This window comes from Mycolicibacterium chubuense (genome assembly GCF_001044255.1).
GTDB lineage: Bacteria > Actinomycetota > Actinomycetes > Mycobacteriales > Mycobacteriaceae > Mycobacterium > Mycobacterium chubuense.
On sequence record NZ_JYNX01000059.1, the window covers coordinates 53,631 to 77,897 of the forward strand.

Annotated in this window: 24 protein-coding genes and 1 tRNA gene; 8 read left to right on the forward strand and 17 right to left on the reverse strand. The window is 66.8% G+C overall.

Going from position 1 to position 24,267, the window contains the following annotated elements:
- Positions 1–34: 34 nt before the first annotated feature.
- The 4 genes from MCHUDSM44219_RS20445 to MCHUDSM44219_RS20460 are packed head-to-tail and all read right to left on the reverse strand — an operon-like array spanning position 35 to position 4,299.
- Positions 35–904: a carbohydrate ABC transporter permease gene (locus MCHUDSM44219_RS20445; RefSeq protein ID WP_048420086.1), complete on the reverse strand. Its 870-nt coding sequence runs from the start codon at positions 902–904 to the stop codon at positions 35–37.
- A gap of 2 nt (positions 905–906) precedes the next feature.
- Positions 907–1,881, reverse strand: a complete 975-nt coding sequence (locus MCHUDSM44219_RS20450) for a carbohydrate ABC transporter permease (protein ID WP_048420087.1) — start codon at positions 1,879–1,881, stop codon at positions 907–909.
- Positions 1,881–3,275: an ABC transporter substrate-binding protein gene (locus tag MCHUDSM44219_RS20455; protein WP_048420088.1), complete on the reverse strand. Its 1,395-nt coding sequence runs from the start codon at positions 3,273–3,275 to the stop codon at positions 1,881–1,883. The genes MCHUDSM44219_RS20450 and MCHUDSM44219_RS20455 overlap by 1 nt, the downstream gene beginning before the upstream one ends.
- On the reverse strand, positions 3,265–4,299 hold the full coding sequence (locus MCHUDSM44219_RS20460) for a sugar-binding transcriptional regulator (RefSeq protein ID WP_082162308.1): 1,035 nt from the start codon (positions 4,297–4,299) through the stop codon (positions 3,265–3,267). Before MCHUDSM44219_RS20460 ends, MCHUDSM44219_RS20455 begins: the two co-directional genes overlap by 11 nt.
- Before the next feature lie 113 nt (positions 4,300–4,412).
- Between MCHUDSM44219_RS20460 and MCHUDSM44219_RS20465 the strand changes: the two genes are divergently transcribed.
- The 5 genes from MCHUDSM44219_RS20465 to MCHUDSM44219_RS20485 all read left to right on the forward strand — a co-directional run bounded on the left by MCHUDSM44219_RS20465 (position 4,413) and on the right by MCHUDSM44219_RS20485 (position 9,003).
- Positions 4,413–5,414, forward strand: a complete 1,002-nt coding sequence (locus MCHUDSM44219_RS20465; RefSeq protein ID WP_048420089.1) for an NAD(P)-dependent alcohol dehydrogenase — start codon at positions 4,413–4,415, stop codon at positions 5,412–5,414.
- Entirely contained in the window at positions 5,411–6,823 is a 1,413-nt protein-coding gene (locus MCHUDSM44219_RS20470; protein WP_048420090.1) for a mannitol dehydrogenase family protein, read from the forward strand. Before MCHUDSM44219_RS20465 ends, MCHUDSM44219_RS20470 begins: the two co-directional genes overlap by 4 nt.
- Positions 6,823–7,746: a carbohydrate kinase family protein gene (locus MCHUDSM44219_RS20475; protein WP_048420091.1), complete on the forward strand. Its 924-nt coding sequence runs from the start codon at positions 6,823–6,825 to the stop codon at positions 7,744–7,746. The genes MCHUDSM44219_RS20470 and MCHUDSM44219_RS20475 overlap by 1 nt, the downstream gene beginning before the upstream one ends.
- 207 nt (positions 7,747–7,953) lie before the next feature.
- A complete protein-coding gene (locus MCHUDSM44219_RS20480; protein WP_043413411.1) occupies positions 7,954–8,127 on the forward strand; it encodes a CsbD family protein in 174 nt (57 codons plus the stop codon).
- Positions 8,128–8,358: 231 nt separating this feature from the next.
- Positions 8,359–9,003 carry a vWA domain-containing protein gene (locus MCHUDSM44219_RS20485; RefSeq protein WP_048420092.1) on the forward strand — a complete coding sequence of 215 codons (645 nt, stop codon included), beginning with the start codon at positions 8,359–8,361 and terminating at the stop codon, positions 9,001–9,003.
- Between the two features lie 41 nt (positions 9,004–9,044).
- Here MCHUDSM44219_RS20485 and MCHUDSM44219_RS20490 read toward each other — a convergent pair.
- From MCHUDSM44219_RS20490 to MCHUDSM44219_RS20500, 3 genes are all read right to left on the reverse strand, one after another.
- Positions 9,045–9,135: transfer RNA gene (locus MCHUDSM44219_RS20490), tRNA-Ser, on the reverse strand.
- Positions 9,136–9,250: 115 nt separating this feature from the next.
- Positions 9,251–9,700: a nucleoside deaminase gene (locus MCHUDSM44219_RS20495; RefSeq protein WP_048420093.1), complete on the reverse strand. Its 450-nt coding sequence runs from the start codon at positions 9,698–9,700 to the stop codon at positions 9,251–9,253.
- Positions 9,697–10,221: a tRNA adenosine deaminase-associated protein gene (locus tag MCHUDSM44219_RS20500; RefSeq protein ID WP_048420094.1), complete on the reverse strand. Its 525-nt coding sequence runs from the start codon at positions 10,219–10,221 to the stop codon at positions 9,697–9,699. The genes MCHUDSM44219_RS20495 and MCHUDSM44219_RS20500 overlap by 4 nt, the downstream gene beginning before the upstream one ends.
- Before the next feature lie 113 nt (positions 10,222–10,334).
- On the opposite strand from MCHUDSM44219_RS20500, the gene MCHUDSM44219_RS20505 reads away from it, so the two are divergent.
- Positions 10,335–11,240, forward strand: a complete 906-nt coding sequence (locus tag MCHUDSM44219_RS20505) for a prephenate dehydrogenase (protein WP_048420136.1) — start codon at positions 10,335–10,337, stop codon at positions 11,238–11,240.
- Here MCHUDSM44219_RS20505 and MCHUDSM44219_RS20510 read toward each other — a convergent pair.
- From MCHUDSM44219_RS20510 to MCHUDSM44219_RS20530, 5 genes are read right to left on the reverse strand one after another with little or no spacing between them, the layout of a single operon-like run.
- Positions 11,203–11,799 (reverse strand): putative glycolipid-binding domain-containing protein, encoded by a 597-nt coding sequence (locus MCHUDSM44219_RS20510; protein WP_048420095.1) that lies wholly within the window; start codon positions 11,797–11,799, stop codon positions 11,203–11,205. The genes MCHUDSM44219_RS20505 and MCHUDSM44219_RS20510 overlap by 38 nt on opposite strands.
- On the reverse strand, positions 11,796–12,572 hold the full coding sequence (locus MCHUDSM44219_RS20515; RefSeq protein WP_048420096.1) for an ABC transporter permease: 777 nt from the start codon (positions 12,570–12,572) through the stop codon (positions 11,796–11,798). Before MCHUDSM44219_RS20515 ends, MCHUDSM44219_RS20510 begins: the two co-directional genes overlap by 4 nt.
- Positions 12,569–13,237 carry an ABC transporter permease gene (locus tag MCHUDSM44219_RS20520; protein ID WP_048420097.1) on the reverse strand — a complete coding sequence of 223 codons (669 nt, stop codon included), beginning with the start codon at positions 13,235–13,237 and terminating at the stop codon, positions 12,569–12,571. The genes MCHUDSM44219_RS20515 and MCHUDSM44219_RS20520 overlap by 4 nt, the downstream gene beginning before the upstream one ends.
- Positions 13,237–14,391 carry an ABC transporter ATP-binding protein gene (locus MCHUDSM44219_RS20525; protein ID WP_048420098.1) on the reverse strand — a complete coding sequence of 385 codons (1,155 nt, stop codon included), beginning with the start codon at positions 14,389–14,391 and terminating at the stop codon, positions 13,237–13,239. Before MCHUDSM44219_RS20525 ends, MCHUDSM44219_RS20520 begins: the two co-directional genes overlap by 1 nt.
- 6 nt (positions 14,392–14,397) lie before the next feature.
- Entirely contained in the window at positions 14,398–15,294 is an 897-nt protein-coding gene (locus MCHUDSM44219_RS20530) for an ABC transporter substrate-binding protein (protein ID WP_048420137.1), read from the reverse strand.
- 164 nt (positions 15,295–15,458) lie between these two features.
- Between MCHUDSM44219_RS20530 and MCHUDSM44219_RS20535 the strand changes: the two genes are divergently transcribed.
- Positions 15,459–15,824 (forward strand): LapA family protein, encoded by a 366-nt coding sequence (locus MCHUDSM44219_RS20535; protein WP_048420099.1) that lies wholly within the window; start codon positions 15,459–15,461, stop codon positions 15,822–15,824.
- A gap of 5 nt (positions 15,825–15,829) precedes the next feature.
- Here MCHUDSM44219_RS20535 and MCHUDSM44219_RS20540 read toward each other — a convergent pair whose 3' ends face one another.
- The 3 genes from MCHUDSM44219_RS20540 to MCHUDSM44219_RS20550 all read right to left on the reverse strand — a co-directional run bounded on the left by MCHUDSM44219_RS20540 (position 15,830) and on the right by MCHUDSM44219_RS20550 (position 18,381).
- Positions 15,830–16,642, reverse strand: coding sequence for a transglutaminase-like domain-containing protein (locus tag MCHUDSM44219_RS20540; protein WP_048420100.1), 813 nt, complete (start codon positions 16,640–16,642; stop codon positions 15,830–15,832).
- Between the two features lie 100 nt (positions 16,643–16,742).
- Entirely contained in the window at positions 16,743–17,762 is a 1,020-nt protein-coding gene (locus MCHUDSM44219_RS20545) for a phosphotransferase family protein (protein ID WP_048420101.1), read from the reverse strand.
- 10 nt (positions 17,763–17,772) lie between these two features.
- Entirely contained in the window at positions 17,773–18,381 is a 609-nt protein-coding gene (locus MCHUDSM44219_RS20550) for a histidine phosphatase family protein (protein ID WP_048420138.1), read from the reverse strand.
- Between MCHUDSM44219_RS20550 and MCHUDSM44219_RS20555 the strand changes: the two genes are divergently transcribed.
- A complete protein-coding gene (locus MCHUDSM44219_RS20555; RefSeq protein ID WP_048420102.1) occupies positions 18,358–19,161 on the forward strand; it encodes an SDR family NAD(P)-dependent oxidoreductase in 804 nt (267 codons plus the stop codon). The genes MCHUDSM44219_RS20550 and MCHUDSM44219_RS20555 overlap by 24 nt on opposite strands.
- On the opposite strand, the gene MCHUDSM44219_RS20560 is transcribed toward MCHUDSM44219_RS20555, so the two are convergent.
- Both MCHUDSM44219_RS20560 and MCHUDSM44219_RS20565 read right to left on the reverse strand, forming a co-directional pair.
- On the reverse strand, positions 19,158–22,322 hold the full coding sequence (locus tag MCHUDSM44219_RS20560) for an adenylate/guanylate cyclase domain-containing protein (RefSeq protein WP_082162299.1): 3,165 nt from the start codon (positions 22,320–22,322) through the stop codon (positions 19,158–19,160). The genes MCHUDSM44219_RS20555 and MCHUDSM44219_RS20560 overlap by 4 nt on opposite strands.
- A 53-nt stretch (positions 22,323–22,375) precedes the next feature.
- Entirely contained in the window at positions 22,376–24,250 is a 1,875-nt protein-coding gene (locus tag MCHUDSM44219_RS20565) for an alkyl/aryl-sulfatase (protein WP_048420103.1), read from the reverse strand.
- Between the last annotated feature and the right edge of the window lie 17 nt (positions 24,251–24,267).

Sequence of the window (24,267 nt, forward strand, 5' to 3'; positions counted from 1 at the left end):
CCTCGGGAGTGTCGGTGGTCAGGGGGTGGAGGTTCTACTTGATCGCGCCGAACGAGAGTCCGCGCACCAGCTTGTTCTGTGCGAACCACCCGCACAGGATCACGGGAAGTGCCGCCATGGTCGCGGCTGCCGAGAGCACGGCCCAGTACTGGCCCTCGCCGGCGATGAAACCGACGAGGTACACCGGCATCGTCTGGGCGTTCACGGCGGTCAGGTTCACGGCGAGAAAGAACTCGTTCCACGCGAAGATCACGCAGATGAGCGCAGTCGCAGCGATGCCGGGTGAGACCAACGGCAGGATCACTTCTCGCACCGACCGCCACAGGCTGGCGCCGTCCAGACTTGCGGCCTCGAGGAGCTCACCCGGCACTTCGAGGAAGAACGAACGCATCATCCAAATCGCGATCGGCAGGTTCATCGACGTGTAGAGAATGACCAGGGCCCAAATGTTGTCCAGCAGGCCGAGATTGGACACGATCACGTACAACGGCAGGATCGCCGCGACGACGGGCAGCATCTTGGTACTCATGAAGAAGAACAGCGCATCCGAGGTCTTGCGAACCGGTCGAAGCGACAGCGCGAACGCGGCCGGCACACCCAACAGCAGCACCAGGATCGTCGACATGGCGGTGGCGAACACCGAGTTCAGCATGGCGGGTCCGATGCCCTGAGAGAACACCGCACCGTACTGATCCAGCGTCGGGGTGAAGAACAACGTCGGCGGTTTAGTCGCCGCGGCACTTTCCGGCTTGAACGACGTCAGGACCATCCAGAACACCGGGAAGAAGAACCCGAGCCCTACCAGCCAGGCGACGACACCCCACGGGCTGAACTTCTTCGACTTCTTCTTCCGCACCGGAACGGCATCGTCTGTCGCCGTGTCTCTTTCAGCAGTAGTCGTCATGATCAGGCAGCCTCTTCCTTGCCGGAGAACGATTTGAAAATCAGCCGAAGCGCGAAGCTGGCGATGATCATCGTGAAGATGACGACCACCACGCCCATCGCCGCGGCCTGGCCCATGTCGAAGCCCAGGAACGCGCGCTGGTAGATGTAGAACGGAAGGTTCGCACTGGCCACGCCGGGACCACCCTGGGTCATCATGAATATGGCGTCGAACGTGTTGACCAGGTACACCGCGCCGAGCACCACGCCCAACTCGATGAACCGCCGCAGGTGGGGCAACGTCAACTCGCGGAAGAGCTGGAACGCAGTCGCCCCGTCGACCCGACCCGCCTCGAGCTGGTCACGCGGCATCGATGTCAGACCCGCGAGGATCAACAGCATCATGAACGGCGTCCACTGCCAGATCAATTCCACCATCACCATCGTCAGCGGGAACTGACCGATCCAGTCGACCGGTCCGAGACCCGCCAGCGACAGCACCCAGTTGAGGATGCCGTTGTTGGGATCCAGAATGGTGGTCTTCCAGATCAGGGCGCCCGCAACGGGGGTGATCAGGAACGGGGTGATCAAGAGTGTGCGAACGGCGCCACGCCCCACGAACGTCCGGTCCAGCAGCAAGGCGATCAACAAGCCGAACAGCGCCGAGATGAGCACCACCCCGACGATCAGAATGACGGTGTTGCCCGCCACCGACCAGAACTGACTGTCCTTGACGACCGCGACATAGTTGTCGATCCCGATGAACTGGCGTGACCGCGGCCGAACCAGGTTCCACGACAATGTCGAGTAGTACAACGTGAACAGGAACGGCACCTGCGTCACCGCGATCATGAAGATCAGCGCGGGCAGCAGCGGTCCCCGCCGCCGCCATCCCTCGGCGCGGCTCACCCCGATGTCCTGGCGCTCGCGAATCTTGCGGACCCGTTCGGCGACTGCCCCCTGGCCGGCATCCGATTCGGTATGAGCAGTAAGAGTCATCACTTCTCCTGGTAGCTCTTGCCGACGACTTCGGCGTATTGCTGTGACTGCTTGAGCGCCTCGTCGACCGATATCTGGCCGGCGATCGCCGCGCTGATCTGCTGACTCACCCGCGTGCCCAGATCCTGGAACTCGGGGATCCCGACGAACTGCACACCGGTGTACGGAACCGGTTGCACCGTAGGCTTGTCCGGTGTCGAGTTGGTGATCGACTTCAGTGTCAGAGGACCGTAGGACTTCGAGATCGCCTCGTATTCCGGAAGATCCGTGTACGTCGAGGTCCGGCTTCCGGGTGGGACCCGGGCCCAGCCCAGCTTCTCACCGACCAGCTTCATGTAGTCCTTGCTGGTCATCCACGAGATGAACTTCCAGGCGCCGTCGGGATTCTTGGCGGCCTTCGGGATCCCCAGCGACCAGGTGTAGAGCCACCCCGAATTGGGCTTCTCGACAATCGGCGCCGGCAGGTAGCCGATCTTGCCGACCAGGTCCGGATATGTTTCGGGATCCTCGAGCACCGACACCGCCGACGTCGCGTCGTACCACATCGCCGTCTGCCCCTGGCCGAAGAGGTTGGCGCATTCCTGGAAACCGGTCGAGGATGCGCCGAGTTCGCCGGACTCCTTGATCGTGTCGACGTAGAAGTTGACCGCCTTCTTGACCTCGGGGCTGTCGAGCTGAGCGTTCCACTTCTCGTCGAACCACCGACCACCGAAGGTGTTGATCACCGTGTCCAGCGGCGCGAGCACCTCACCCCAACCCGGCTTACCGCGTAGGCAGATACCGGCGTCCGAGACCTGCTTGGCCTTGATGGTCTTGGCCCAGTCCGCGACCTCCGGCCAGGTCGGCTGGTAGTTCGGATCCTGATTGACCGTGATGCCGGCCTGTTCGAACATGTCCTTGCGGTACATCAGGAACGACGACTCGCCGTAGAACGGCACCGAGTACATGTTGCCCTCGTACGACAGCGATTCGCGCAGCGACGGGATGAAGTCGGCCTCGTCGTATCCGGGGGTGTTCTTCGCATAGTCCGACAGCGGAAGCAGCCAACCGTCTTTGGCCCACTGTGGTGTCTCGAAGTTGCTGATCATCGCGACATCGAACTGGCTCCCACCCATCGCCGTCGACATGGTGATCTTGGCCCGGGCCTGGTTCTCCGACAAGGAGATGAATTTCAGCCTGACGCCGGGGTTCTCCTTCTCGAATTCCGGCGCCAGCTTCTGCGCGTCCGTCATCTGCGAGTTCGACACCAGAGCGATCGTCACCTCGTTGTCCGACGCCCCGAGACTCCCCGCCCCCGAACATCCGGCGGTCAACATTAGCCCGGACGCGGCCGCGCACACCGTCAGTCGGCGTACAGCTCTTCGTAGCTTCTTCACCTTCACCTCACTTGTCATGGCCGAGTAGCCAACGGGCACAGTCGATATCACAAACCAAAAACCGGGCCAGACCGCCCCGCAGTGCGCCCAGAGCTGCCGCGTGTTTGGCGGCACCGCTAGCGATCAGAATGGTCTTGGTGCAGTTGCGGATGTCTTCCAACGGGACCGAGATCACCCTCTGAAGCAGATCGGTCTCCACGGGGGCGCCCTCTGAATCGAAGAATCTCCCACCGACTTCTCCCACCGCACCCAGTGCCACCAACTCGTCGAGCATCCCGGTGTCGAGGAAGCTGCCCTCGAACAATGTGGTCGATGTCGAGACGGCGCCGACACCGAAGAGCATCAACTCGGCTCGACGGCCCGCGAGCAGGGTGCGGGAGATCACCGAATCCTGCTGCAGCGAAGCCACCGTCGACGGATCGGCGTACAGGGGTGCGGGTAGCCGGATGGCCTCCGCACGCAGTGCGTCTGCGCAGTGACCCAGAATGTAGTCAGCACCCGTCTGATAGGTGATCGTCGATATGGCGCCGTCGAGTTGAACCACCGCGCGGCAGGTCGCCAACCCGGGCGTCAGCGCCGTGGCGACCGCGACCTGTTCGGGGCCCCAGGTGAATCCCATGGTGTCGGTGGGCGACAACCGCCGTGTCAGCAGCGCCGCGGCGGCACGGCCGACGCTGGCGAATCCCGCCGGTCCCGACAACGCTCCGACATCGACACCGCGGCCGGCGATGACGACCTCGGTCAGGCCGAATCTGCGTTCCAGCTCCCGCTCCTCTGCGGCGTGGAGATCGTCGCTGACCTCCGACGGCACGACCACCTCGATACGAACCAGTCCGTCCGCCTTCGCCCTGGCGACGAGCCGACCGGCAGTCGGTCGCGAAACGCCGAGACGGGCGGCGATCTCCGCCTGCGTCAGCCCGTCGAGGTAGTAGAGCGTCGCCGCCCGCAGTGCCAACCGCACTTCGTCGGGCGAGCGCTCGCGCGACCGACCCTGCTGCGGGCGCAGGCCGGCGCTGCTGCCGTTGGTCGTTGGTCGGGCCATGAACATCGCTCTCGGAAGGCTGACCCGTGAGCAAATGCTCAGGGGTGCGTTATTATGCTCATCACGTTAGCATGGGTAATGTGACGCACACAACATTCGATCCGAAGGGGCAGATGCGGGCCGCAGTCCTCGTCGAACCGGAAGTGATCGACATTCAAGATCGGCCGATCCCGGCCCCAGCGAGCGGAGAAGTGCTGGTCCACGTGTCAGCCGTAGGCGTGTGCGGGTCGGATACGCATTACTACCGGCACGGCAGGGTCGGGAGTTTCCTCGTCGACGGCCCGCTCGTGCTCGGCCACGAAGCCGCCGGCACCATCGTCGCCGTCGGAGACGGCGTCCCCTGCTCGCGACTGGGTCAACGAGTGTCGGTCGAGCCACAGAAACCGGACCCCGACAGCGCCGAAACCCGCAGCGGCCGCTACAACCTCTGCCCGCACATGCGGTTCTACGGGACACCTCCGGTGGATGGAGCGCTCTGCGATTATGTGACGATCGGAGCCACCTTCGCCCACCCGGTGCCCGACACCATCTCCGACGAAGCCGCCGCACTGTGCGAGCCGCTGTCAGTGGGAATCGCCGCCGTCCGGAAGACCGGGGTGACCGGCGGCTCGCGCGTACTGATCGCAGGGGCGGGACCGATCGGCATCGTGGTCGCGCAAGTCGCCCGCGCCTACGGGGCCACAGACATTGTCGTGACAGACCTCGACGAATCGCGCCGCATGCGTGCCCGCGACTTCGGGGCGACGGCGGCCGTCGATCCCGCCACCGACGATCTCGCGGACCTGAGAGTCGACGCCTTCATCGACGCGTCGGGGGCTCCCGCAGCGGTCATGGCAGGAATGTCGACGGTGCGCCCAGCCGGATCCGTGGTCCTGGTGGGCTCGGGTGCGGAGACGATGACACTCCCCACCCAGCTGATCCAGAATCGTGAGCTGGTGGTGACGGGGGTGTTCCGCTACGCCAACACATGGCCTTCCGCGATTGCGCTCGTCGAACGGGGACTGGTGGATCTCGACGCGATGGTCACCAGTAGATTCCCGCTCGAGGAGACCGCGGAAGCTCTCGACGCCGACCGCGTCCCCGGTAGCGTCAAGGCCGTGGTGGCGATCTCATGAAACTCAACCGCTCGACCCTTGCCCACCTCCCCGTCGCCGGCCCCACGTACGACCGGAGTGAGATCGGCATCGGCATAGTGCATTTCGGAGTTGGCGGATTCCACCGCGCTCACCAGGCGATGTACGTGGACCAGTTGCTGGAGCGCGGCCTGGCCCGGGAATGGGGAATCTGCGGTGTCGGGGTGATGCCCGCCGACCAGCGGATGAAGGCGGCGCTGGACGCACAGGACGGCCTCTACACGTTGATCCTGATGAACCCCGATGGTTCTCGAGACGTTCGGGTGATCGGCTCCATCCTGGACTTCCGCTACGCCCCGGATGACCCGGAGGCGGTGATCGAATTGCTGGCGGCTCCCACCACCCGGATGGTGTCGATGACGATCACCGAAGGCGGCTATCAGATCGACAACGCCGGTGAGCTCTCGGTTTTCGGCTTGGTCACCGAATCGCTGGCGCGGCGCCGGGCACGCGGTATCCCATCGCCCACGATCGTGTCGTGCGACAACATCGAGGGTAACGGTGACATCGCCCGGCGCGCGTTCACCGACTACGCCGACAGACATCATCCAGGCCTCTCCGAGTGGATGACAGGTCAAACGAAGTTCCCCAACTCGATGGTGGATCGGATCACGCCGGTCACGACGCCTGAGGTCGTCTCCTCGCTGGCGCAAGAGTACGACGTCGAGGACCAATGGCCGGTGGTCGCCGAACCGTTCACCGCGTGGGTGCTCGAAGACGACTTCGCCGAGGGCCGGCCGCCACTGGAGGACGCCGGCGTTCTCATGGTCGAGGACGTCACGCCGTACGAGTTGATGAAATTGCGCCTGCTCAACGCCAGCCACCAGGGTCTGTGCTACTTCGCCTACCTGGCCGGCTATCGGCTCGTGCACGAGGCCGCGGGCGATCCTCTCTTCGCGGAATTTCTTGTGGCATACATGGATTCAGAGGCGACCCCGACTCTCAAACCCGTTCCGGGCATCGACCTCGCCGACTACAAGCGAACGCTCATCGAACGCTTCGCCAATCCGGGGGTGCGGGACACCATTGCGCGGCTGTGCGCCGACTCCTCCGACCGCATCCCGAAGTGGCTGCTGCCTGTGATCCGCGCCAATCTCCAGAGCAACAGGCCGGTCCGCCTCTCCGCGGCGATCGTGGCGAGCTGGGCGCGCTATGCCGAGGGGGTCGACGAGCAAGGCGAGGCGATCGAGGTGGTCGACCACCTCGCGGACTCCCTGATCCCGATTGCGCGGTCGCAGCGGAATGATCCGTTGGCCTTCGTCGAGAATGCAGAGGTATTCGGCGATCTCGCGCAGCAAGCCCGCTTCGTCGAGGCCTACCGGTGGGCGCTGGAATCCCTGCACAGCGAAGGCGCACGGGCAACTCTCGAGAAGCTCAGGGAAGACCGCTGATGAGCCGCGCGCTCGTCATCGGCGAGGCGCTGATCGACATCGTCGAACGTGAGGGGCAAGCGACCTCCGAGCACGTCGGAGGAAGCCCGTTGAACGTCGCGGTGGGCCTGTCGCGGCTCGAGCGGGACGTCGATTTCCTGACGTCGATCGGCGACGACGACCGCGGAAGTCTGATCGCCGACTACGTGGCCGCCGCCGGTGTGCACCTGCTGGAGGGCAGCGCAGGGGCGCACCGGACGCCGGTGGCGCGGGCGCTGCTCGACGCGGACGGGGCGGCGACCTACACGTTCGACATCGCCTGGCAGCTGGACGGCACTCCCGACGTCGATCCGCCTCTGGTGCTCCACACCGGCTCGATCGCCACCGTCCTGGAGCCTGGGTGCTGGGCTGTCGCAGATCTCGTCGAGCACTTCCATGGGTCGGCGACGATCTCCTTCGACCCGAATGTGCGTCCCGCCCTGGTCACCGACCCGAAGCACACGACGGACCAGATCGAGCGTCTCGTGGAACGCAGCGATGTCGTCAAAGCCAGCGACGAGGATCTTCGGTGGCTCGACCCCGACAGCACCCCGGAAGAGGTGGCGCAGCGGTGGGCCCGGAAAGGCCCTGCCGTTGTGGCGATCACGATGGGCGGAGAAGGGGCCTATGCCGTGTCCGCGGCGGGATCGGTGCGCGTTCCCGCCCGTCCGGTTCAGATGGTGGACACCGTCGGTGCGGGCGATTCCTTCATGACCGGGATGCTCGACGAACTGTGGTCGCTGGGAATGCTCGGCGCCGATAGACGGGACGACCTCCGCAGCATCGGGGTCGACCAACTCGAAGCCGTCTTGCAAGCCGCCGTGCTCAACTCCGCCCTGACGGTGGAGAAGGCTGGGGCGTTCCTGCCTGACCGTGCCACTCGCGACGCTGCCCGAGAGCGGTGAACCCGGCGCGCAGCCGTCCCCTCCGCGGCTGCGCACCAGGTTCCGCGTGGTTTCAGCCTCGCGGCAGTACGGGGTGATGGCTGCAGTAGCGCACTACTGCTTTCTGTGGGGTACCTGAGGCGGGTTTCAGATGTGGGGCGTTCAGGTACTCCCTACGCAACGACCCGATCTCCGGGCCGGATGCGAAAGAGCGAAGGGACCACGCACATGGGCGCCGACGACAAGGCCAGCAACAAGATCGAAGACCTCGGCGGCAAGGCCAAGGAGGGTCTCGGCAAGGTGACCGGTGACAAGAGCACCGAGAACGAGGGCAAGGCGGACCAGGCCAAGTCCAGCCTCAAGGACGCGGTCGAGAACGTGAAGGACGCCTTCAAGAAGTAGAAGACTTCTGCGGTCAGCCCGTCACCCCGCTGGGGTGGCGGGCTGTTCTGCATGCCAAAACTGCTGATCAGAGGCTATAATTGGGGGGGTTCGGGCTCCGCGAGAGACGCCCGGCCATCCCACGCCGAGGTCGGCACCGACCCCTCGACGCCGGTGGCGACACACGGCTTGCGCGCCGTCGGTCCGCACACGAACGCCGGACATTCATCACTTCCGCATGAGAGGCGTTCGATGACCGACCCCGACAAGACCCTGATCGCTGCACTGCTGGATCGCTCCGGCTCCATGGAAACCTCCAAGGAGGCCACCGAGGACGGCTGGCGGGAACTGATCAACGAGCAACGCCTGCTGCCCGGGCAGTGCCAGATGACGCTCGCTCAGTTCGACACCGACTACGAGGTCGTCTATCCCCCGACCCCGATCGAGACGGTTCCCGACCTGGTCGTGCGTCCGCGCGGGATGACGGCCCTGCTCGACGCGGTCGGGCGCTTCGTCACCGAGGTCGGCGCTCACCTCGCCGCACTCCCCGAGGATCAGCGGCCGGGTCACGTCATCTGCGTGATCATGACCGACGGCATGGAGAACGCCAGCCACGAATGGACCTGGCAGGCGGTGAAGTATCTGATCACCACCCAACGGGATCAGTGGCAGTGGAAGTTCCTCTTCATCGGCGCCAACATCGACGCGGTCGAGGTGGGCGCCCGGATGGGGTTCAGCGCGGGCGACTCGATCACCTACGACGACTCCCACTACGAATCCACGGTCGCCGTGATGGCGTCAGCGAGGGAGATGGTGCGACGGACACGCGGCGGCGAGGACGCCGCGTTCTCGCCTGCGGACCGGGAGGCCGCGCTGGGCGGCCCGCAGCGGCAGTGACGACAAAACCGCCCTTGCCTGCGCGAACAGGAGGGCGGTTCTGGCGGTGGCGGAGGGATTTGAACCCTCGGACGGGGGTTACCCGTCACACGCTTTCGAGGCGTGCTCCTTAGGCCGCTCGGACACGCCACCGTGTGGCAGCTTACCGAGCGAGGGCTCATGACCCAAACCGGCCGTCGAGCGTGCAACTTCAGCACGATTCCGGGCAGGATCCGTGAAAGAAGTGCACGTTCGGCGCCGGCCCCGCTCAGCGCTGTCGTGCGAAGAACTCCTCCAGCGGCGCCGCGCACAGCTCGGCCAACACTCCGCCGCGGACCTGCGGCCGGTGCGTCAGCCGGCGATCGCGGACCACGTCCCACAGCGAGCCGACCGCGCCGGTCTTGGGTTCCCACGCCCCGAACACGACGCGAGCCACCCGCGCCATCACCAGCGCGCCCGCGCACATGGTGCACGGCTCCACCGTCACCGCCAGCGTCGCGCCCTCCAGCCGCCAGCCGTCGCCCAGCACCACAGCGGCCGCGCGCAGCGCCAGCATCTCCGCGTGCGCGGTCGGATCGCCGAGTTCCTCGCGGGCATTGGCCGCCCGCGCCAGCACGGTCCCGTCCGCGGCGACCACCACCGCACCGATCGGCACGTCGCGGGGTCCCGCGGTGGCGGCGGCCGCCAGGGCGGCGCGGATCAGGTCCTCGTCGGTCACCGGCCCAATCGATCGAGCACCGCGGCCAACTCGTCGGCGAAGCCCATCTCGCGGGCGATGCGGCCCACCTGCTCGTCGGCGTACAGGTCGTCGCTCTCGTCGAGGATCACGCCGAGCACCGCCTCGGGCAGCCCGATGTCGGACAGCACGCCCAGATCGCCCTCCTCGAACGGGTCGGCGCTCTCCAGCTCCTCCTCGTCGAAGTCGGCGTCGAGCTTCTCGAGTACCTCGGCCGCGATGTCGTAGTCCAGTGCGGCCGTCGCGTCCGAGAGCAGCAGCCGGGTGCCCGACGGGGCGGGCCGGACGATCACGAAGAATTCGTCGTCGATGTCCAGAAGTCCGAAAACCGCTCCGGCACTGCGGAGTTCACGCAGCTCGGTTTCGGCGGCCGACAGGCTGGTCAGCGCGTCGGGCCGCAACGCGGTGCACCGCCAGGTGCCGTCCTCGCGCACCACCGCCACCGCGAAGCCGTCCGGGACATCCGCCGACCGCTCCTGAGCCTGTGCACGCTGCGCTGCCATGAGAGGTAACCGTAGTCCCCTGCCATGGCCTTGACCATGTCATATGCCAACCTGAACGGGTGAGGAAGACACCGGTCTGCGTCGTCGGTCTCGGGTTGATCGGCGGCTCGCTGATGCGGGCGGCGCACGCCGCCGGGCGCGACGTGTTCGGCTACAACCGGTCGGTCGAGGGCGTCGAGGCCGCCCGCTTCGACGGATACGACGCCACCACCCGTCTCGACGAGGCGCTGACGCGGGCGGCCGAGACCGGCGCCCTGATCGTCCTGGCGGTGCCTGTACCGGCCCTGGGCCTGATGCTGGCGCACGTCCGCTCCACCGCCCCGCTCTGCCCGCTGACCGACGTCACGAGCGTCAAGGGCGCCGTCCTCGAGGAGGTCGGCCGGGCCGGACTGCTCGACCGGTTCGTCGGGGGCCACCCGATGACGGGCACCGCGCAGTCCGGTTGGACGGCCGGGGACGCCCGGCTCTTCGTCGATGCGCCGTGGGTGGTCAGCGTCGACGACCACGTCGACCCGGAGGTCTGGACAGAGGTGACTGCGCTGGCGCTGGACTGCCACGCGTTCGTCGTGCCCGCGCGCTCGGACGAACACGACCGGGCGGCCGCGACGATCTCGCATCTGCCCCACCTGTTCGCCGAGGCGCTGGCCGCCACCGCCGGGCAGGTCCCGCTGGCGTTTGCGCTGGCGGCGGGCTCCTTCCGCGACGGCACCCGGGTCGCGGCAACGGCGCCGAACCTGGTGCGCGCGATGTGCGAGGCCAACGCCGACGAACTGCTGCCCGTCCTCGACGAGAGTCTGCGGCTGCTCACCGACGCCCGCGACCAGCTGGCCCACCACAGGTCGGTGGCCGGGCTCGTGGAGGCCGGGCATTCGGCCCGGGTGCGCTACGACAGCTTCAGCCGGCCCGAGATCGTCGGGATCGCGGTCGGCGCGCAGGGCTGGCGCGACGAACTGGCCGCCGCCGGACGGGCCGGCGGGGTGATCAGATCCGCTCTGCCAACCCGGGATAGTCGCGGATGAAGCCGTTCGCGTCGACCGTGACGGTGGTCTGCGCGACGGGTGAATGCAGCTTGATGCCGTCGTCGGAGGCGGAGTAGCTGATGTGTGCCACGTCGACCGACAGGTCGGGCACCCGCAGGTAGACCACGGGCACGGTGACCGACTCACCGCTGCCGGGCATCACGCCGGTGCGACGGATGGGCAGCGCGTTGAAGAACGGGCTGAAGATCACGTCGACGTCCAGCGCACCCTCGTACGCCGAGCGGCTGGTCTGCCCGGTGTGTTCCTGCACCAGCCACATGTTCTCTTCGTCCCGGGCGATCGAGAGCTGCCGCTCGCGCTCGGCCAGTGTGACGGTCATCGACAATCGCTTGGTCGCGCCGACCTCGTCGGTGACGAGGTCATAGGAGGCGCTGAAGGCGGGGTGCGCGGCAGCGGCAGCCGCAACCACCCGGCCGTACGCCTTGATGCGTTTGCCCGAGAGTTGCACGCGCACCGACTCCATCCGCGGTTCGTCGGGCGCCCGCCAGGTCAGCACGGCAGGGAAGGAGGTCGCATCAGAGCGATCGGCTTCACTCATGGCTCTACCGTAGGCGACGCTCTGCCTCGTCCGTGGCGGGCTCCCGAACTGGGCTGCGATTCGAGTGCCACTTCGTCGGAGAGGAGCGGCTGCGGCATCGAACGGTTGCCCCGCAGCCGCCCGCTGCCGGGCACCGACGCCCAGACCGCAAAGGCCAGCGCCGCATCCAGGATCAGCGCCAGCGCGGTCACCATCAGCGCGCCTACCAAGGCGATGTGGAACTCGCGCACCTTGATGCCGTCGATCAGATAACGGCCCAGCCCGCCCAGGCTGGCGTAGGCCGCCACGGTCGCCGTCGCGACGATCTGCAGTGTCGCGGTGCGCAGTCCGCCCAGGATCAGCGGCATCGCGTTGGGTGTCTCGACGCGCAGCAGGATCCGCGACTCCGTCATCCCCATGGACCGGGCCGCGTCGACCACCGCCCGGTCGACGTTGGCGATGCCGGCGTACGTGCCGGCCAACAGCGGTGGGATGCCGAGCAGCATCAGCGCCACGGTCGGCGGCACCAGCCCGAGTCCCCACAGCAGCACGCCGAGCAGCAGCACCCCCAGCGTCGGCAGCGCCCGCAGCGCGTTGACCCCGGTGACGACGAGGAAGGTGCCGCGGCCGGTGTGCCCGATCAGCATTCCGATCGGGATCGCGATCAGCGCGGAGAACAACGTGGCGACGGCGGTGTACTGCAGGTGTTCCAGAATGCGGGTGCCCAGCCCGGCCGGGCCACCCCAGTTGGCCGCGGTGAAGATGAACGACAGCGCCTGCTGCAGGAAGTTCACGCGGGCACCCCCTTCTTCGCCGCGGATCCGCGTTGCGCCCTGGTCCAGGGTGTGAGTGCCTTACCGGCCAGCATGATCAGCGTGTCGATGACGATGGCCAGCACGAAGATCGCGATGATGCCGGCCACGATCTGGTCGCTCTTGTTGGACTGATAGCCCTCGGTGAACCAGGTGCCCAGACCGCCGATGCCGATCACCGAGCCCACCGACACCATCGAGATGTTGGTGACGGCCACCACCCGCAGACTGGCGATGAGCACCGGAACAGCAAGCGGCAGTTCGACTTTCAGCATCCGGGTGAGCGGTTTGTAGCCGACGGCGGTGGCGGCGTCGAGCACTGCGGGCGACACCGCGTCCAGCGCTTCGGGCACGGCGCGCACGAGCAGCGCGACCGTGTACAGCGTCAGCGCGACGATGACGTTGGCCTCGTCGAGGATCCGGGTGGGGATGATCAGCGGCAGCACCACGAACAGGGCCAGGGATGGGATCGTGAAGATGATGCTCGCCGTCACCGTTGTGAGACGGCGCAGCGCCGTGGTGCGCTGCACGAGCGCGCCCAGCGGCACCGCGATCACCAACCCCAGCACGATCGGGATCAGCGAGAGCCTCAGATGAATGACCGTCAGCGCCCACAGGTCGTCGAGGTGGGTGAACAGATACCGCATTACGCTGACTCTTCTCCCCCGAGTCGCTGCGCTCCTGCCCCGCCGGAACCGCCTTGCTGGGCGGTGCGCTGGCTGTCCAGCGCCTCGAGCACGTCGTCGGCCCGCACCCCGCCGATCACCTGGCCGCCCCCGTCGACGGCGACTCCGAGTCCGGCCGGGGAGGACAGCGCCGCGTCCAGCGCGAGCCGCAGGGTGCCGTCCGGCCGGAACAGCGAGCCGCCGGCGATCGTGCTGTCGTAGAGCGAACTTCCCGACCGGTGCAACTCGACACCCTCGGCATTGATCCATGCGTAGGGGGTGCCGTCCGGCCGGGTGACCAGCACCCAGTCGCCGGGCGCCAGCGACAGGGCGTCGATCTCGGGTTCCCCGACATGGCGGATCTCGTGCAGCGGAAGGCCGGTGGCGTGGAAGAACTGCAGCCCCCGGTAGCCGCGGTCGGCGCCGACGAAGCCCGCGACGTCGTCGTTGGCGGGATTGGACAGCAGCCGGGCGGGGGCGTCGTACTGCTGCAGGACACCGCCGCGGCCGAACACCGCGACCCGGTCGCCGAGTTTGATCGCCTCGTCGATGTCGTGGGTGACGAACACGATCGTCTTACGCAATTCGCTTTGCAGACGCAGGATCTCGGCCTGCAGATCGTCGCGGACCACGGGATCGACGGCGCTGAAGGGTTCGTCCATCAACAGAATGGGCGGGTCGGCGGCCAACGCCCGCGCCACCCCGACGCGCTGCTGCTGCCCGCCGGACAGCTGCGCCGGGTAGCGGTTGGCCAACGCCGGGTCCAGGCCCACCCGCTCGAGCACCGCGAGCGCGGATTTGCGTGCGGTGCGCCGGGATTCGCCGCGCAGCACCGGGACGGTCGCGACGTTGTCGACCACCCGCAGATGCGGCATCAGGCCGGCACTCTGGATCACGTAACCCATCCCCAGCCGCAGCTTGACGGGGTCGACCTTGGTGACGTCCTCGCCGTTGACCGTCAGCGTCCCCGAGGTCGGCTCGATCATCCGATTGATCATCCGCATCGAGGTCGTCTTGCCACAGCCCGACGGCCCGACGAACACGGTGAGCGTGCCCTCGGGCACCTCCAGCGTGAGGTCGTCGACCGCGACGGTGCCGTCCGGGTACTTCTTCGTGACGTTGGTGAAGGTGATCACGGCTGCCTATTTCTGTACGGGCTTGTCGAAGCCGTTGTCGGCGATCCACTTTCCCGCCGCTTCGTCGGGGTCGATGCCCTGGTTGCCCTCCACCGCGGTGTTCATCTGAATCAGCGCTTCGGTGGTGAGCTTGGCGCTGACCGCGTCGAGCACCGTCTTGAGGTCGCTCGACATCTTCTGCGACGCGACCAACGGGACCACGTTCGCCGCCAGGAACACGTTCTTCGGGTCTTCGAGAACCACCAGCTTGCTCTGCTCGATCGCCGGCGACGTGGAGAAGATGTTGGCCGCGGTCACCGTGCCGCCGGTGAGCGCCTGCACCGTCGCCGGGCCGCCACCGTCGCTGATGGCGACGAAGTTGGCCGGCGGGATGTCCAGACCGTACTTCTCCTTGAGTCCGACCAACCCGGTCTGGCGGGTCTGGAACTCCGACGGCGCACCGACTTTCACCTCGGCAGAATGCTGTGCGAGATCGGCGATGGACTTCAGATTCCAGCGCTGCGCGGTCGCCTCGGACACCGCGAGGGTGTCCTTGTCCTCCGCGGGGGCCGGAGTGAGGATCGACAGGTCACCGGGCAGGGCCTTGAACAGTGCGAGCAGCACGGCGTCAGGGGTGGTCGCCGCGCTCTTGGCGTCGAAGTACTGCAGCAGGTTGCCGGTGTACTCGGGGATCAGGTCGATCGAGTGGTCCTGCACCGCGGGGATGTAGGTCTCGCGGCTGCCGATCCCGAACTGACGCGACACCGTGAAGCCGTTGGCCTCGAGTGCCTGGGCGTAGATCTCGGCGATGATCTTCGACTCGGTGAAATCCGCCGACCCCACCTTGATCGACTTCAGATCACCGGAGACTTCGCCGCCGCCGAGCGGATTGGAGCTGCCGCAGGCCGCCACCGTCACCGCCATGACGAGCACCAGCACAGCGCGCCATCGGAACCCTCGGAACTTTCGGGCTGGCTTTCGGGAGCTAGTCACGCCGGACGTCCTTTCCAGGTCGCGGAAACTTTCGTGACCCTAACGCGATCACCCTGCATGTTTCATTCGAAGCCGCAAAGGGCAAAGATGGAGCCATGTCCAGCGACCCCTTCGCGTCGGCCGAGCCGTCACCACCGCCGCCGCCGCCGTTCGACGCGCCCGCCACCCCGGCGGCGGGGACCGTGCCCCCGGCGAAGTCGGCTGTCCACCGCACCCGCGCCGCAGCGCTGTGGTCGGCGCTGACGCTCGGCTTCCTGATCCTCATCGTGCTGCTGATCTTCATCGCGCAGAACACCGAGTCGGCAGCGTTCCAGTTCCTCGGCTGGCAGTGGAGCCTGCCGCTGGGGGTGGCCATCCTGTTCGCGGCGGTGGCCGGCGGACTGCTGACGGTCGCCGTCGGCGCGGTACGCATCTTCCAGCTACGCCGCGCGGCGAAGAAGAACCTCAAGGGCGGTGTCTAGCCGTCTCACTGGATCGACACCAACTGGTCGATCGAGTCGCGCGGCAGATCGCCGTCGACCGTCGCGGTGACGGTCATGTTGTTCACGGTGATCGCGCCCTTGTGGTTGTCGAGCCAGGCGGTGTCCGCGGCGTCGCGTCCGGTGGCGATGCGGACCAGGGACTGGCGCGGCGCCAGCAGGGTGGCGTCGACCACCCGCCACTGACCGTCGACGAACGCCTCGGCCACGGCGTGGAAGTCCATGGGCTGGCACCCCGGCGCGTACACCGACACCAGCCGCGCGGGCACGTTTACCGCCCGCAGCAGCGCGACCACGAGATGCGCGTAATCGCGGCAGACACCTTCACCGGCGAGCAGCGTGTCCGCCGCTCCGTCGATCGGATCACTGGAGCCGGGGACGTAGTTGAGCCGGGACCCGACCCAGGAGGACACCTTCTCGAGGATCGTGGCAGTGTCGGCAAGATCACCGAACTCCGTCGCGGCGAAACCGAAGAACTTGTCCGCCTCGGCGTACCGGCTGGGCCGCAGATAGGTCGAGAAATCGATGTCGCGCAGCGGCGGCGGGTCCGCCTGCCCGATTACGCTGGCCGAGTAGCTGACCTTCAGATTGCCCTTCGCGACCTCGAGCGTGTGGATGCGGTTGCCGTGTTCACCCGCGATCTCCTTGATGTCAGCCGAGGGAATCTCCTTGCCGTCCAACACGAATGACAGGGATTCGGTGACCTCGACGCCCGACTGCGGGGCGACGGCGATCTGGAATTCGAGCGTCGTGGGCGCAGTGATCTCCACGTCCAGCTCCGCGCCGACATCACGTTTCATGGCGGTGGGCCTTCTTGTCGGGTCGCGATGGTGAGCGGGCGGGGCGATCGTTTGGGGCACGCGCTTCTCTACCCAGGGTGAGCTGCGACGAAACCCCAGCCTAGGCCAGCTCAGCCAACCCTGCAGCGATCAACGGAGGGACGGCCTCACCGACCTTGTCCGTCTCGTCGGTCACCCCGGCCTCGCGGGAGCGGTAGGCGATGCCCGCGCCGATGATCGCGAGCTTGAAGTAGGCCAGCGCCATGTAGAAGTCCCAGTCGTGCAGATCCTGCCCGGCGGCGCGGGCGTACTTCTCAGCCAGCGCATCCGGGTCCGGGATCAGCTCCGACGCCCACGCCGCGTCGGCGTGCACGTAATGGAACGTGGGATGCCGGTACACGCACATCAGCGCCGCATCGCTGATCGGGTCGCCGAGCGTGGACATCTCCCAGTCCAGCACCGCCACCACCCGGGTCGGATCGTCGGCGTCGAGGATCGTGTTGTCGATGCGGTAGTCGCCGTGCACGATGGCCGACCGGCTGTGCGCGGGGACCGCCTCGGCGAGCTTGGCGTGCAGCCGCTTGACGTCCGCATCGCACGGGTCGTCCGGGCGCTTGACCAGTTCCCACTGCGAGCCCCACCGCCGCACCTGGCGCTCCAGGTACCCGGTGGGCTTGCCGAAGTCACCGAGTCCGACGGCATCGGGGTCGACGGCGTGCAGGTCGGCCAGCACCCCGATCAGCGCGTCGACGCACGCCTCGATGGTGTCCCTGCCGCCGAGCGCCTCGAGCTGGCCGGTGTGGCGCACCACCCGGCCCGGCACGTACTCGACCATCTGGAACGGCGCACCGAGCACGGAGTCGTCGTTGCGCATCGTCACCGCGCGGGCGACCGGCACCGCGGTGTCGGCCAGCGCCGCGACCACCCGGTACTCGCGGGCCATGTCGTGCGCCGACGGGGTCAGCCCGTGCAGCGGCGGCCGCCGCAGCACCCACTTCGACGCATCGTCGAAGACGAGGAACGTCAGGTTCGACCGGCCGCCGGAGACGAGCTCGGCCCGCAGTTCTCCGTCCCGTGGCACGTCGGCCTCGCGCAGATGCCGGTCCAGTGCGGCCAGATCCAAGCCCTCGAGGTCAGTCACGGGAACTTGTCTACCACCGCTGGTTCCGGGGCAATAAGTCCCATACGTGTTCGGTGCCGTTGACGCTCGCGACCGAGAGTCGCCCGGTGCGCGAGGACAGCAGCCGCGTCACCGATGCGTAGTCGACGTGGAACGACAGCAGCCGTTCGGTGCCCAGGATCGCGTGCAGCAGCACGTTGATCACACCGCCGTGGCTGAAGACCGCGACCGTGTCGTCGTGGTCGGCCGCCTGCACGAGGTCGTCGATGCCGGCGGTGATGCGGGCGCGGAACGCGTCCTCGTCCACGCCGCTCGGGAGATGGCCGTCGATCAGCCGCTGCAACTCCTGCGGGTTCTCCTTCGCGATCTGCTCGATCGGGATGTAGTGCGGGAGGTCGCGGTCGTACTCGGCGAGCCGGTCGTCCACCTCGATCGGCAATCCGAGCTTGTCGGCCAGCGGCCGGCCCGTCTCGATGGCCCGCACCTGCGGGCTGCTCACCAACCGGGTGATCGGGAAGCGGGCCAGCGCATCGGGCAGCCGCGCCGCCTGCGCAGCACCTTCGTCGGACAGTCGGGGATCCGAGCCCTCCCCGGGCTCGCTGCGCAGTGGTAGCGCATGTCGGACCAGAAGCAGTTGCACCGTGCCACCATAGGGCGCGTGTCAGGTTATGCCGATTCGCTGTTCGATCTCACCGACCGGGTGGTGCTGGTCACCGGCGGCAGCCGCGGTCTGGGGCGGGAGATGGCGTTCGCGGCGGCGCGGTGTGGCGCCGACGTCGTCATCGCCAGCCGCAAGTACGACGCATGCGTGGCCACCGCCGAGGAGATCGCCGCCGAGACCGGCCGGGCCGCGTTGCCGTACGCGGTGCACGTGGGCCGGTGGAACGAGCTCGACGGCCTGGTCGACGCCGCCTACGACCGATTCGGCCGGGTCGACGTGCTGGTCAACAACGCCGGCATGTCCCCGCTCTACGGCACGCTCGGCGACGTCACCGAGAAGCTGTTCGACGCGGTGATGAATCTGAATCTCAAGGGCCCGTTCCGGTTGTCGGCTCTGGTCGGTGAGCGCATGGTGGCCGCCGGCGGCGGCTCGATCATCAACGTCAGCACGCATGGCTCGCTGCGACCGGACCCGTCGTTCCTCCCCTACGCCGCATCGAAGGCGGGGCTGAACGCGATGACCGAGGGACTCGCCAAGGCGTTCGGTCCGACGGTGCGCGTCAACACGCTGATGCCCGGCCCGTTCCTCACCGATATCAGCACGGCGTGGAACCTGTCCGGAGACAACCCCTTCCGGCATTTCGCGCTGCAGCGCGCCGGTCAGCCCAGCGAGATCGTCGGCGCCGCAGTGTTTCTGATGTCGGACGCGTCGAGCTTCACCACCGGGTCGATCGTCCGCGCCGACGGCGGGATGCCCTAGAGCATTCGGGCGGCCTCGGCGATGTGACCGTCGAAGCCACACGCGGCCGACATCAGCCGATAGCGAGACACATGATCCCGGTACTCGTCCTCTGCTCCCGTCTGTCTCGCCAGCAGCGCCCGCAGCCGAAGAACAGGAAGGCGATGCAGAACGAATCCGACATCCGTCGGCACCGTCGACAATCGTTCGATCGCTCCTCGAGCCATCTCGAGATCGTGCCGCTTGCCGCGACGCAGCAACGCTTCGACGACCACCGACGTGGCAGGACCACGGTACGCCATCTCGCCGCTGGTGAACTGCTCGTCAAGCACGCCCTTGGCGAGGTCAAGCGCCCCATCAGGATCGTCCGCCTCGAGACGCTCACGCGCCAGTTCGATATCGGAAAGCCGACGCAACGTGAAAGTCAGCCTATCGCGCACTATCAGTTCGCGCGCCGTCTGCAGCGCCTCGATCCCGACCGAACCATGGTTCTCGGGCGTGTGTAGCAGACACATTGCCCGATTCATGTACGAGAAGGCAAGTGCGGCATTATCACCCGACTGCTTCGCGACCTCCACAGACTCCTCCGTCATGGACATGTCGCTCGAATCGGGAAGTACTGCACCGTGCACGACGGCGCCAGAAAACCTGTACAGCTGTGTCACGATCCGCGTGGCTGCGTCGAACGATCGAGCCATTTCGATCCCGCGCTGTATATCGGTGCGCCACCCAGGCTGACCCAACACCATCGATGACACTCCCCGCAGCGAGGTCGCCCACGCAAGCGGGGAACCGAGCACCAGATTGCCCATCTCGAGATCGCCGTCAGCCAGGTCGATGATGCGCTGCGCCAGCCGTCGGCTCTCAATCGCTTGCCCGGCTTCCCACTTGGCCTGTGCTGCGCCGTAGAGAAGGCCGACGGTCATCGTCGGATCGCCGATCGACTCGAGCAATGTGGCGAGTTCGGACGCCGTCTTTGCGGACTCCTGGTGGCGCGAGTTGAAGGTGAGAGTGTTGAGATAGCCCGCCATTCCCACGGCCAGCGACCGCTTGTCGTTCGCCTGCGACGTCAGGCTGCGTAACTCCTCGAATCCCGTGGATTCGGGATCGCCTCCTACGCGGAAAACTGTGCCACACAACAGTGCCCGAGTCTCGATCCTCATCGCCAGAGCACCTGCGTGACCGTTCGGCAATTTGTGGGCAATCCGCGCAGCCTGCTCCCAAGCGCCGCGCGAGGCTCGGATGTCGCGCGTTCCGAACCATTCCGCGGCGCGCATCGACCACGTGTATGCATCTTTCCAGGCGCCGGCCGACTCGTACTGGGTGGCTATCGCGGCGGCGCCTTCACCGGTGGCTGCGGCATCCGTCTGTTCGATGATGAACGCCGCACGTCGGTGCAGTTCTGCGCGCGCCGACTTGAGCTGCGACTCGTATGCCACCTTCTGCGTGAGGGGATGGTGGAAGGCATACGCGCCATCGCCCGCACCATGAAGCACATCGACGAGCTGACCTTCGACCAGCGGTTTCCAGTCGGCACTGCCCACGAGGTGCTCAACCAGATCCGCGCGGAACCGCACACCCATCACCGCCGCGGCGTTGAGCGTGCGCTTGGCAGTCGCGTCGAGCCGATCGATCCGGGCACCGATAGCGGCTTGCAGCGTGGCCGGCACCTGCACATCGTCGACTTCCCGGTCGCAGACGTAGTTGCCCGAGGTTCCCGCGATCTCGCCCCGCTCCGCAAGATCGCGGATGATCTCCTCGGCGAAGAACGGGATTCCCGCCGCACGCTCCACGACGACCGCCACCAGTCCGTTGACCGAGGGATCCGCACCGAGCAGTTCTCTGACCAACTCCTGCGTGTCCGCATCGGGAAGCGGGGCGAGTTCTATCGTCGTCGCGCCGTCGATCCGGGACAAGGCTCCTCGGTACTCGGGGCGATACGTGATCAGGATCGTCGCCTTCGCGTGGATGATCGCTCGACCGAACTCCGCAAGCATGGATTCGCTGACCTCATCGATCCAGTGAACGTCTTCGATCACATAGGCAGTGGGTCGTGACCTGGCCAGCGAGATCTTGCTCATCAAGTCGATGAGCCGTCGCCGCCGCGCATCGGGGCTCACGTCGGGTAGCGGCATGTCCGTCTCGCCGATTCCGAGCATGTCGTACAGCAGCAACAGATCCTGGTCGTCGGCATCGTCGATGTCCGCACGAACCATCGATCGCGCCGCAGTCGGTTCGACGCCACCGATTGCGAAAACTGCTCGCAGCAGACGCGAGATCACATTGAACGAGATCTCGCGTGCGTGCGACTCACAGTAGGTGAAGAAGACATCGAATCCGCGCTGCGTCGCGGCGCTCATCGATTCCTGGACCAGCCGGGTCTTGCCGACGCCCGGCGCCCCCTGCACTGTGACGACGGCACCGAGTCGTTCGCGCGCGTCGTCGAGAACGCCTGCGATACAACGGTTCTCGGACATTCTCCCGACGAGGCGCGAACGTCGTCGGGTGATTTCACGTTCTACCACCGCAGACAGGAGTCGGTGGACGGGAACCGGTTGGTCGGAGCCCTTGATGCGCGCGAGCTCTCGGGGACCGAGGTGAAAATCGCCTTCGACGAGTCGGGCAGTCGACTCGCTGAGCATGACGCCGCCGGGTCCAGCGACAGACTCCATGCGCTGCGCCATCCCCACGTGGCCCCCCATGGCCGTGTAGGCGATCGGAGCCGAGCCGACATCACCGGCGATGACGAGGCCGGAGTTGAGTCCGATCCTCAAGCGCAGCAACATCCCCGCGCGCCGTAAGACCGTCGAGTCCATGTTCATGGCCTGGGCTTGGATGTCCAGGGCGGCCAGACATGCCCGGCGAGCATGGTCCTCGAGAGCATTCGGTATGCCGAACAAGGCCATGATTCCGTCACCGGTGAACTGATTCAGATCACCGCCATAGCGGCGAACCACTGCGCCACAGGAGTCGACCAACTCGGTCATCAACTCTCTCAGCCCTTCGGGACCCAGCGCCCCAGCGATCTCCATGGACCTGACCACGTCAGCGAACAGAACCGTGACCTGCTTGTATTCAGCGCCCGACAACCGAGTGATCGAAGCGCCGCAGTAGTCACAGAATCGGGCATTTTTCCGCGGCTCGACTCCACAATGCTGGCAAGCGGTCGGAACAGTCGTCATAACCCAGCACTCGCACGTTCAAGGCCCTCTGGTAGACGCAACGATAGACCTCGTCAGGGCGTGACGATGTCGAACCCAGGGTCCGGCTTGTCCAGCACACCGACCAGCGCGGTCAGTACCTCGCCGTCGCCGGTGATCTCGACGCCCGGTGACGTCGCGTCGCCGGCCGCCAGGCTGAGCAGCCGCACCTTGGTCGCCAGCTGGATCGTCGCCTGCGCCGTCTGGTCGTCGGCGTCCACCTTGCGATACACCAGCACCCCGTTGCGCAGCGTCAGCCGGTAGTTGGTGGCGGTGTCTTCGAAGGTGACGTCGATCGCGAGGTCGAGATCCCAGGCCCGGGGCCCGTTGACGCTGATCGCCAGCACGTCGAACATCTGCTCGGGCGACAGCTGCGCGGCCATCGTGGTCGACGTCGTGGTGGGGGTGCCGAAGTTGCCGTCGCGCAGTTCGGTGGCGCCGGCCAGGAAGAAGTTGCGCCAGGTCGCTGTCTCCGATCCGTAGGCCAGCTGCTCGAGGGTGTCGGCGTAGAGCTGCCGGGCACTCGCGTGGTTCTCGTCGGTGAAGATCGCGTGATCGAGAAGGGTTGCTGCCCAACGGAAGTCACCGTCATCGAAGGCCTGCTGCGCCAGCTCGACGACGCGGTCGATGCCACCCATCGCCGCGACGTAACGCGGGCCGATGGCCTCGGGTGGATGCGGCCACAACCGCCCGGGGTTGCCGTCGAACCACCCCATGTAGCGCTGATAGACCGCCTTGACGTTGTGGCTGACCGAGCCGTAGTAGCCGTGCGCGTGCCAGGCCCGCTCGAGCGCGGGCGGCATCGCGAACGTCTCGGCGATCTCGATACCGGTGTAGCCCTGGTTGAGCTGGCGCAGCGTCTGATCGTGCAGGTAGGCGTACAGATCCCGTTGCAGCGACAGGAATTCGACGATGCGCTCCTTCCCCCAGGTCGGCCAGTGGTGGGAGGCGAACACGACGTCGGCGCGGTCGGCGAAGGTGTCGATGGCCTCGGTGAGGTAGCCGGCCCAGCCGTGTGGATCGCGCACCAGCGCACCGCGCAGCGTCAGCAGGTTGTGCAGATTGTGGGTGGCGTTCTCGGCCATGCACAGCGCCCGGTACTTCGGGAAGTAGAAGTGCATCTCGGCCGGCGCCTCCGTGCCCGGCGCCATCTGGAACTCGATCTGGACCCCGTCGATCGTGTGGGTCTCCCCCGTCTCGCGGATGTCCACCGTCGGCACGATGATCGCAACCTCGCCCGTCGACGGTGTCTGGCCCAACCCGCAGCCCACCTGCCCCTGCGGTCCACGCTCGAGCACGGCGCCGTACATGTACCCGGCGCGCCGCGCCATCGCGGTTCCGGCGTAGACGTTCTCCTGCACCGCGTGTTCGGTGAAGCCCTCGGGCGCCAGCACCGCGACCTTTCCCGCGTCGACGTCGGCCTGCGATGTCACCCCGAGAACGCCGCCGAAGTGGTCGACGTGGCTGTGGGTGTAAATGACCGCGACGACGGTCCTTTCCCCCCGGTGCCGGCGGTAGAGCGCCAGGGCCGCGGCCGCGACCTCGGTGGACACCAGCGGATCGATCACGATGATGCCGGTGTCGCCCTCGACGAACGTGATGTTGGACAGGTCGAATCCGCGCACCTGATAGATGCCCTCCACCACTTCGTAGAGGCCCTGCTTGGCGACCAGCTGGGACTGCCGCCACAGGCTGGGATGCACGGTGGTGGGCGCGTCCCCGTGCAGGAAGTCGTAGACGTCGTTGTCCCAGACGACGCGGCCGTCGGCGGCGGTGATCACGCAGGGCTGCTGTGCGGCGATGAAGCCGCGGTCGGCGTCGGCGAAGTCTCGCGTGTCGTCGAACGGCAGGCTCCCCAGATGCGCGCGGTGAGCGGCTTCGATCGTCGGGGTCGGTGGCTTGTGCTCCATTCCGCAGAGACTGCCAC

What these genes read in the sequence shown, in the direction of transcription:
- MCHUDSM44219_RS20445 (WP_048420086.1), bottom strand. Translation starts at nt 904, where the DNA reads ATGACGACTACTGCTGAAAGAGACACGGCGACAGACGATGCCGTTCCG.
- MCHUDSM44219_RS20450 (WP_048420087.1), bottom strand. Translation starts at nt 1,881, where the DNA reads ATGACTCTTACTGCTCATACCGAATCGGATGCCGGCCAGGGGGCAGTC.
- MCHUDSM44219_RS20455 (WP_048420088.1), bottom strand. Translation starts at nt 3,275, where the DNA reads ATGACAAGTGAGGTGAAGGTGAAGAAGCTACGAAGAGCTGTACGCCGA.
- MCHUDSM44219_RS20460 (WP_082162308.1), bottom strand. Translation starts at nt 4,299, where the DNA reads ATGGCCCGACCAACGACCAACGGCAGCAGCGCCGGCCTGCGCCCGCAG.
- MCHUDSM44219_RS20465 (WP_048420089.1), top strand. Translation starts at nt 4,413, where the DNA reads ATGCGGGCCGCAGTCCTCGTCGAACCGGAAGTGATCGACATTCAAGAT.
- MCHUDSM44219_RS20470 (WP_048420090.1), top strand. Translation starts at nt 5,411, where the DNA reads ATGAAACTCAACCGCTCGACCCTTGCCCACCTCCCCGTCGCCGGCCCC.
- MCHUDSM44219_RS20475 (WP_048420091.1), top strand. Translation starts at nt 6,823, where the DNA reads ATGAGCCGCGCGCTCGTCATCGGCGAGGCGCTGATCGACATCGTCGAA.
- MCHUDSM44219_RS20480 (WP_043413411.1), top strand. Translation starts at nt 7,954, where the DNA reads ATGGGCGCCGACGACAAGGCCAGCAACAAGATCGAAGACCTCGGCGGC.
- MCHUDSM44219_RS20485 (WP_048420092.1), top strand. Translation starts at nt 8,359, where the DNA reads ATGACCGACCCCGACAAGACCCTGATCGCTGCACTGCTGGATCGCTCC.
- MCHUDSM44219_RS20500 (WP_048420094.1), bottom strand. Translation starts at nt 10,221, where the DNA reads ATGGCAGCGCAGCGTGCACAGGCTCAGGAGCGGTCGGCGGATGTCCCG.
- MCHUDSM44219_RS20505 (WP_048420136.1), top strand. Translation starts at nt 10,335, where the DNA reads ATGCGGGCGGCGCACGCCGCCGGGCGCGACGTGTTCGGCTACAACCGG.
- MCHUDSM44219_RS20510 (WP_048420095.1), bottom strand. Translation starts at nt 11,799, where the DNA reads ATGAGTGAAGCCGATCGCTCTGATGCGACCTCCTTCCCTGCCGTGCTG.
- MCHUDSM44219_RS20520 (WP_048420097.1), bottom strand. Translation starts at nt 13,237, where the DNA reads ATGCGGTATCTGTTCACCCACCTCGACGACCTGTGGGCGCTGACGGTC.
- MCHUDSM44219_RS20530 (WP_048420137.1), bottom strand. Translation starts at nt 15,294, where the DNA reads ATGGCGGTGACGGTGGCGGCCTGCGGCAGCTCCAATCCGCTCGGCGGC.
- MCHUDSM44219_RS20535 (WP_048420099.1), top strand. Translation starts at nt 15,459, where the DNA reads ATGTCCAGCGACCCCTTCGCGTCGGCCGAGCCGTCACCACCGCCGCCG.
- MCHUDSM44219_RS20540 (WP_048420100.1), bottom strand. Translation starts at nt 16,642, where the DNA reads ATGAAACGTGATGTCGGCGCGGAGCTGGACGTGGAGATCACTGCGCCC.
- MCHUDSM44219_RS20555 (WP_048420102.1), top strand. Translation starts at nt 18,358, where the DNA reads ATGTCGGACCAGAAGCAGTTGCACCGTGCCACCATAGGGCGCGTGTCA.
- MCHUDSM44219_RS20560 (WP_082162299.1), bottom strand. Translation starts at nt 22,322, where the DNA reads ATGACGACTGTTCCGACCGCTTGCCAGCATTGTGGAGTCGAGCCGCGG.
- MCHUDSM44219_RS20565 (WP_048420103.1), bottom strand. Translation starts at nt 24,250, where the DNA reads ATGGAGCACAAGCCACCGACCCCGACGATCGAAGCCGCTCACCGCGCG.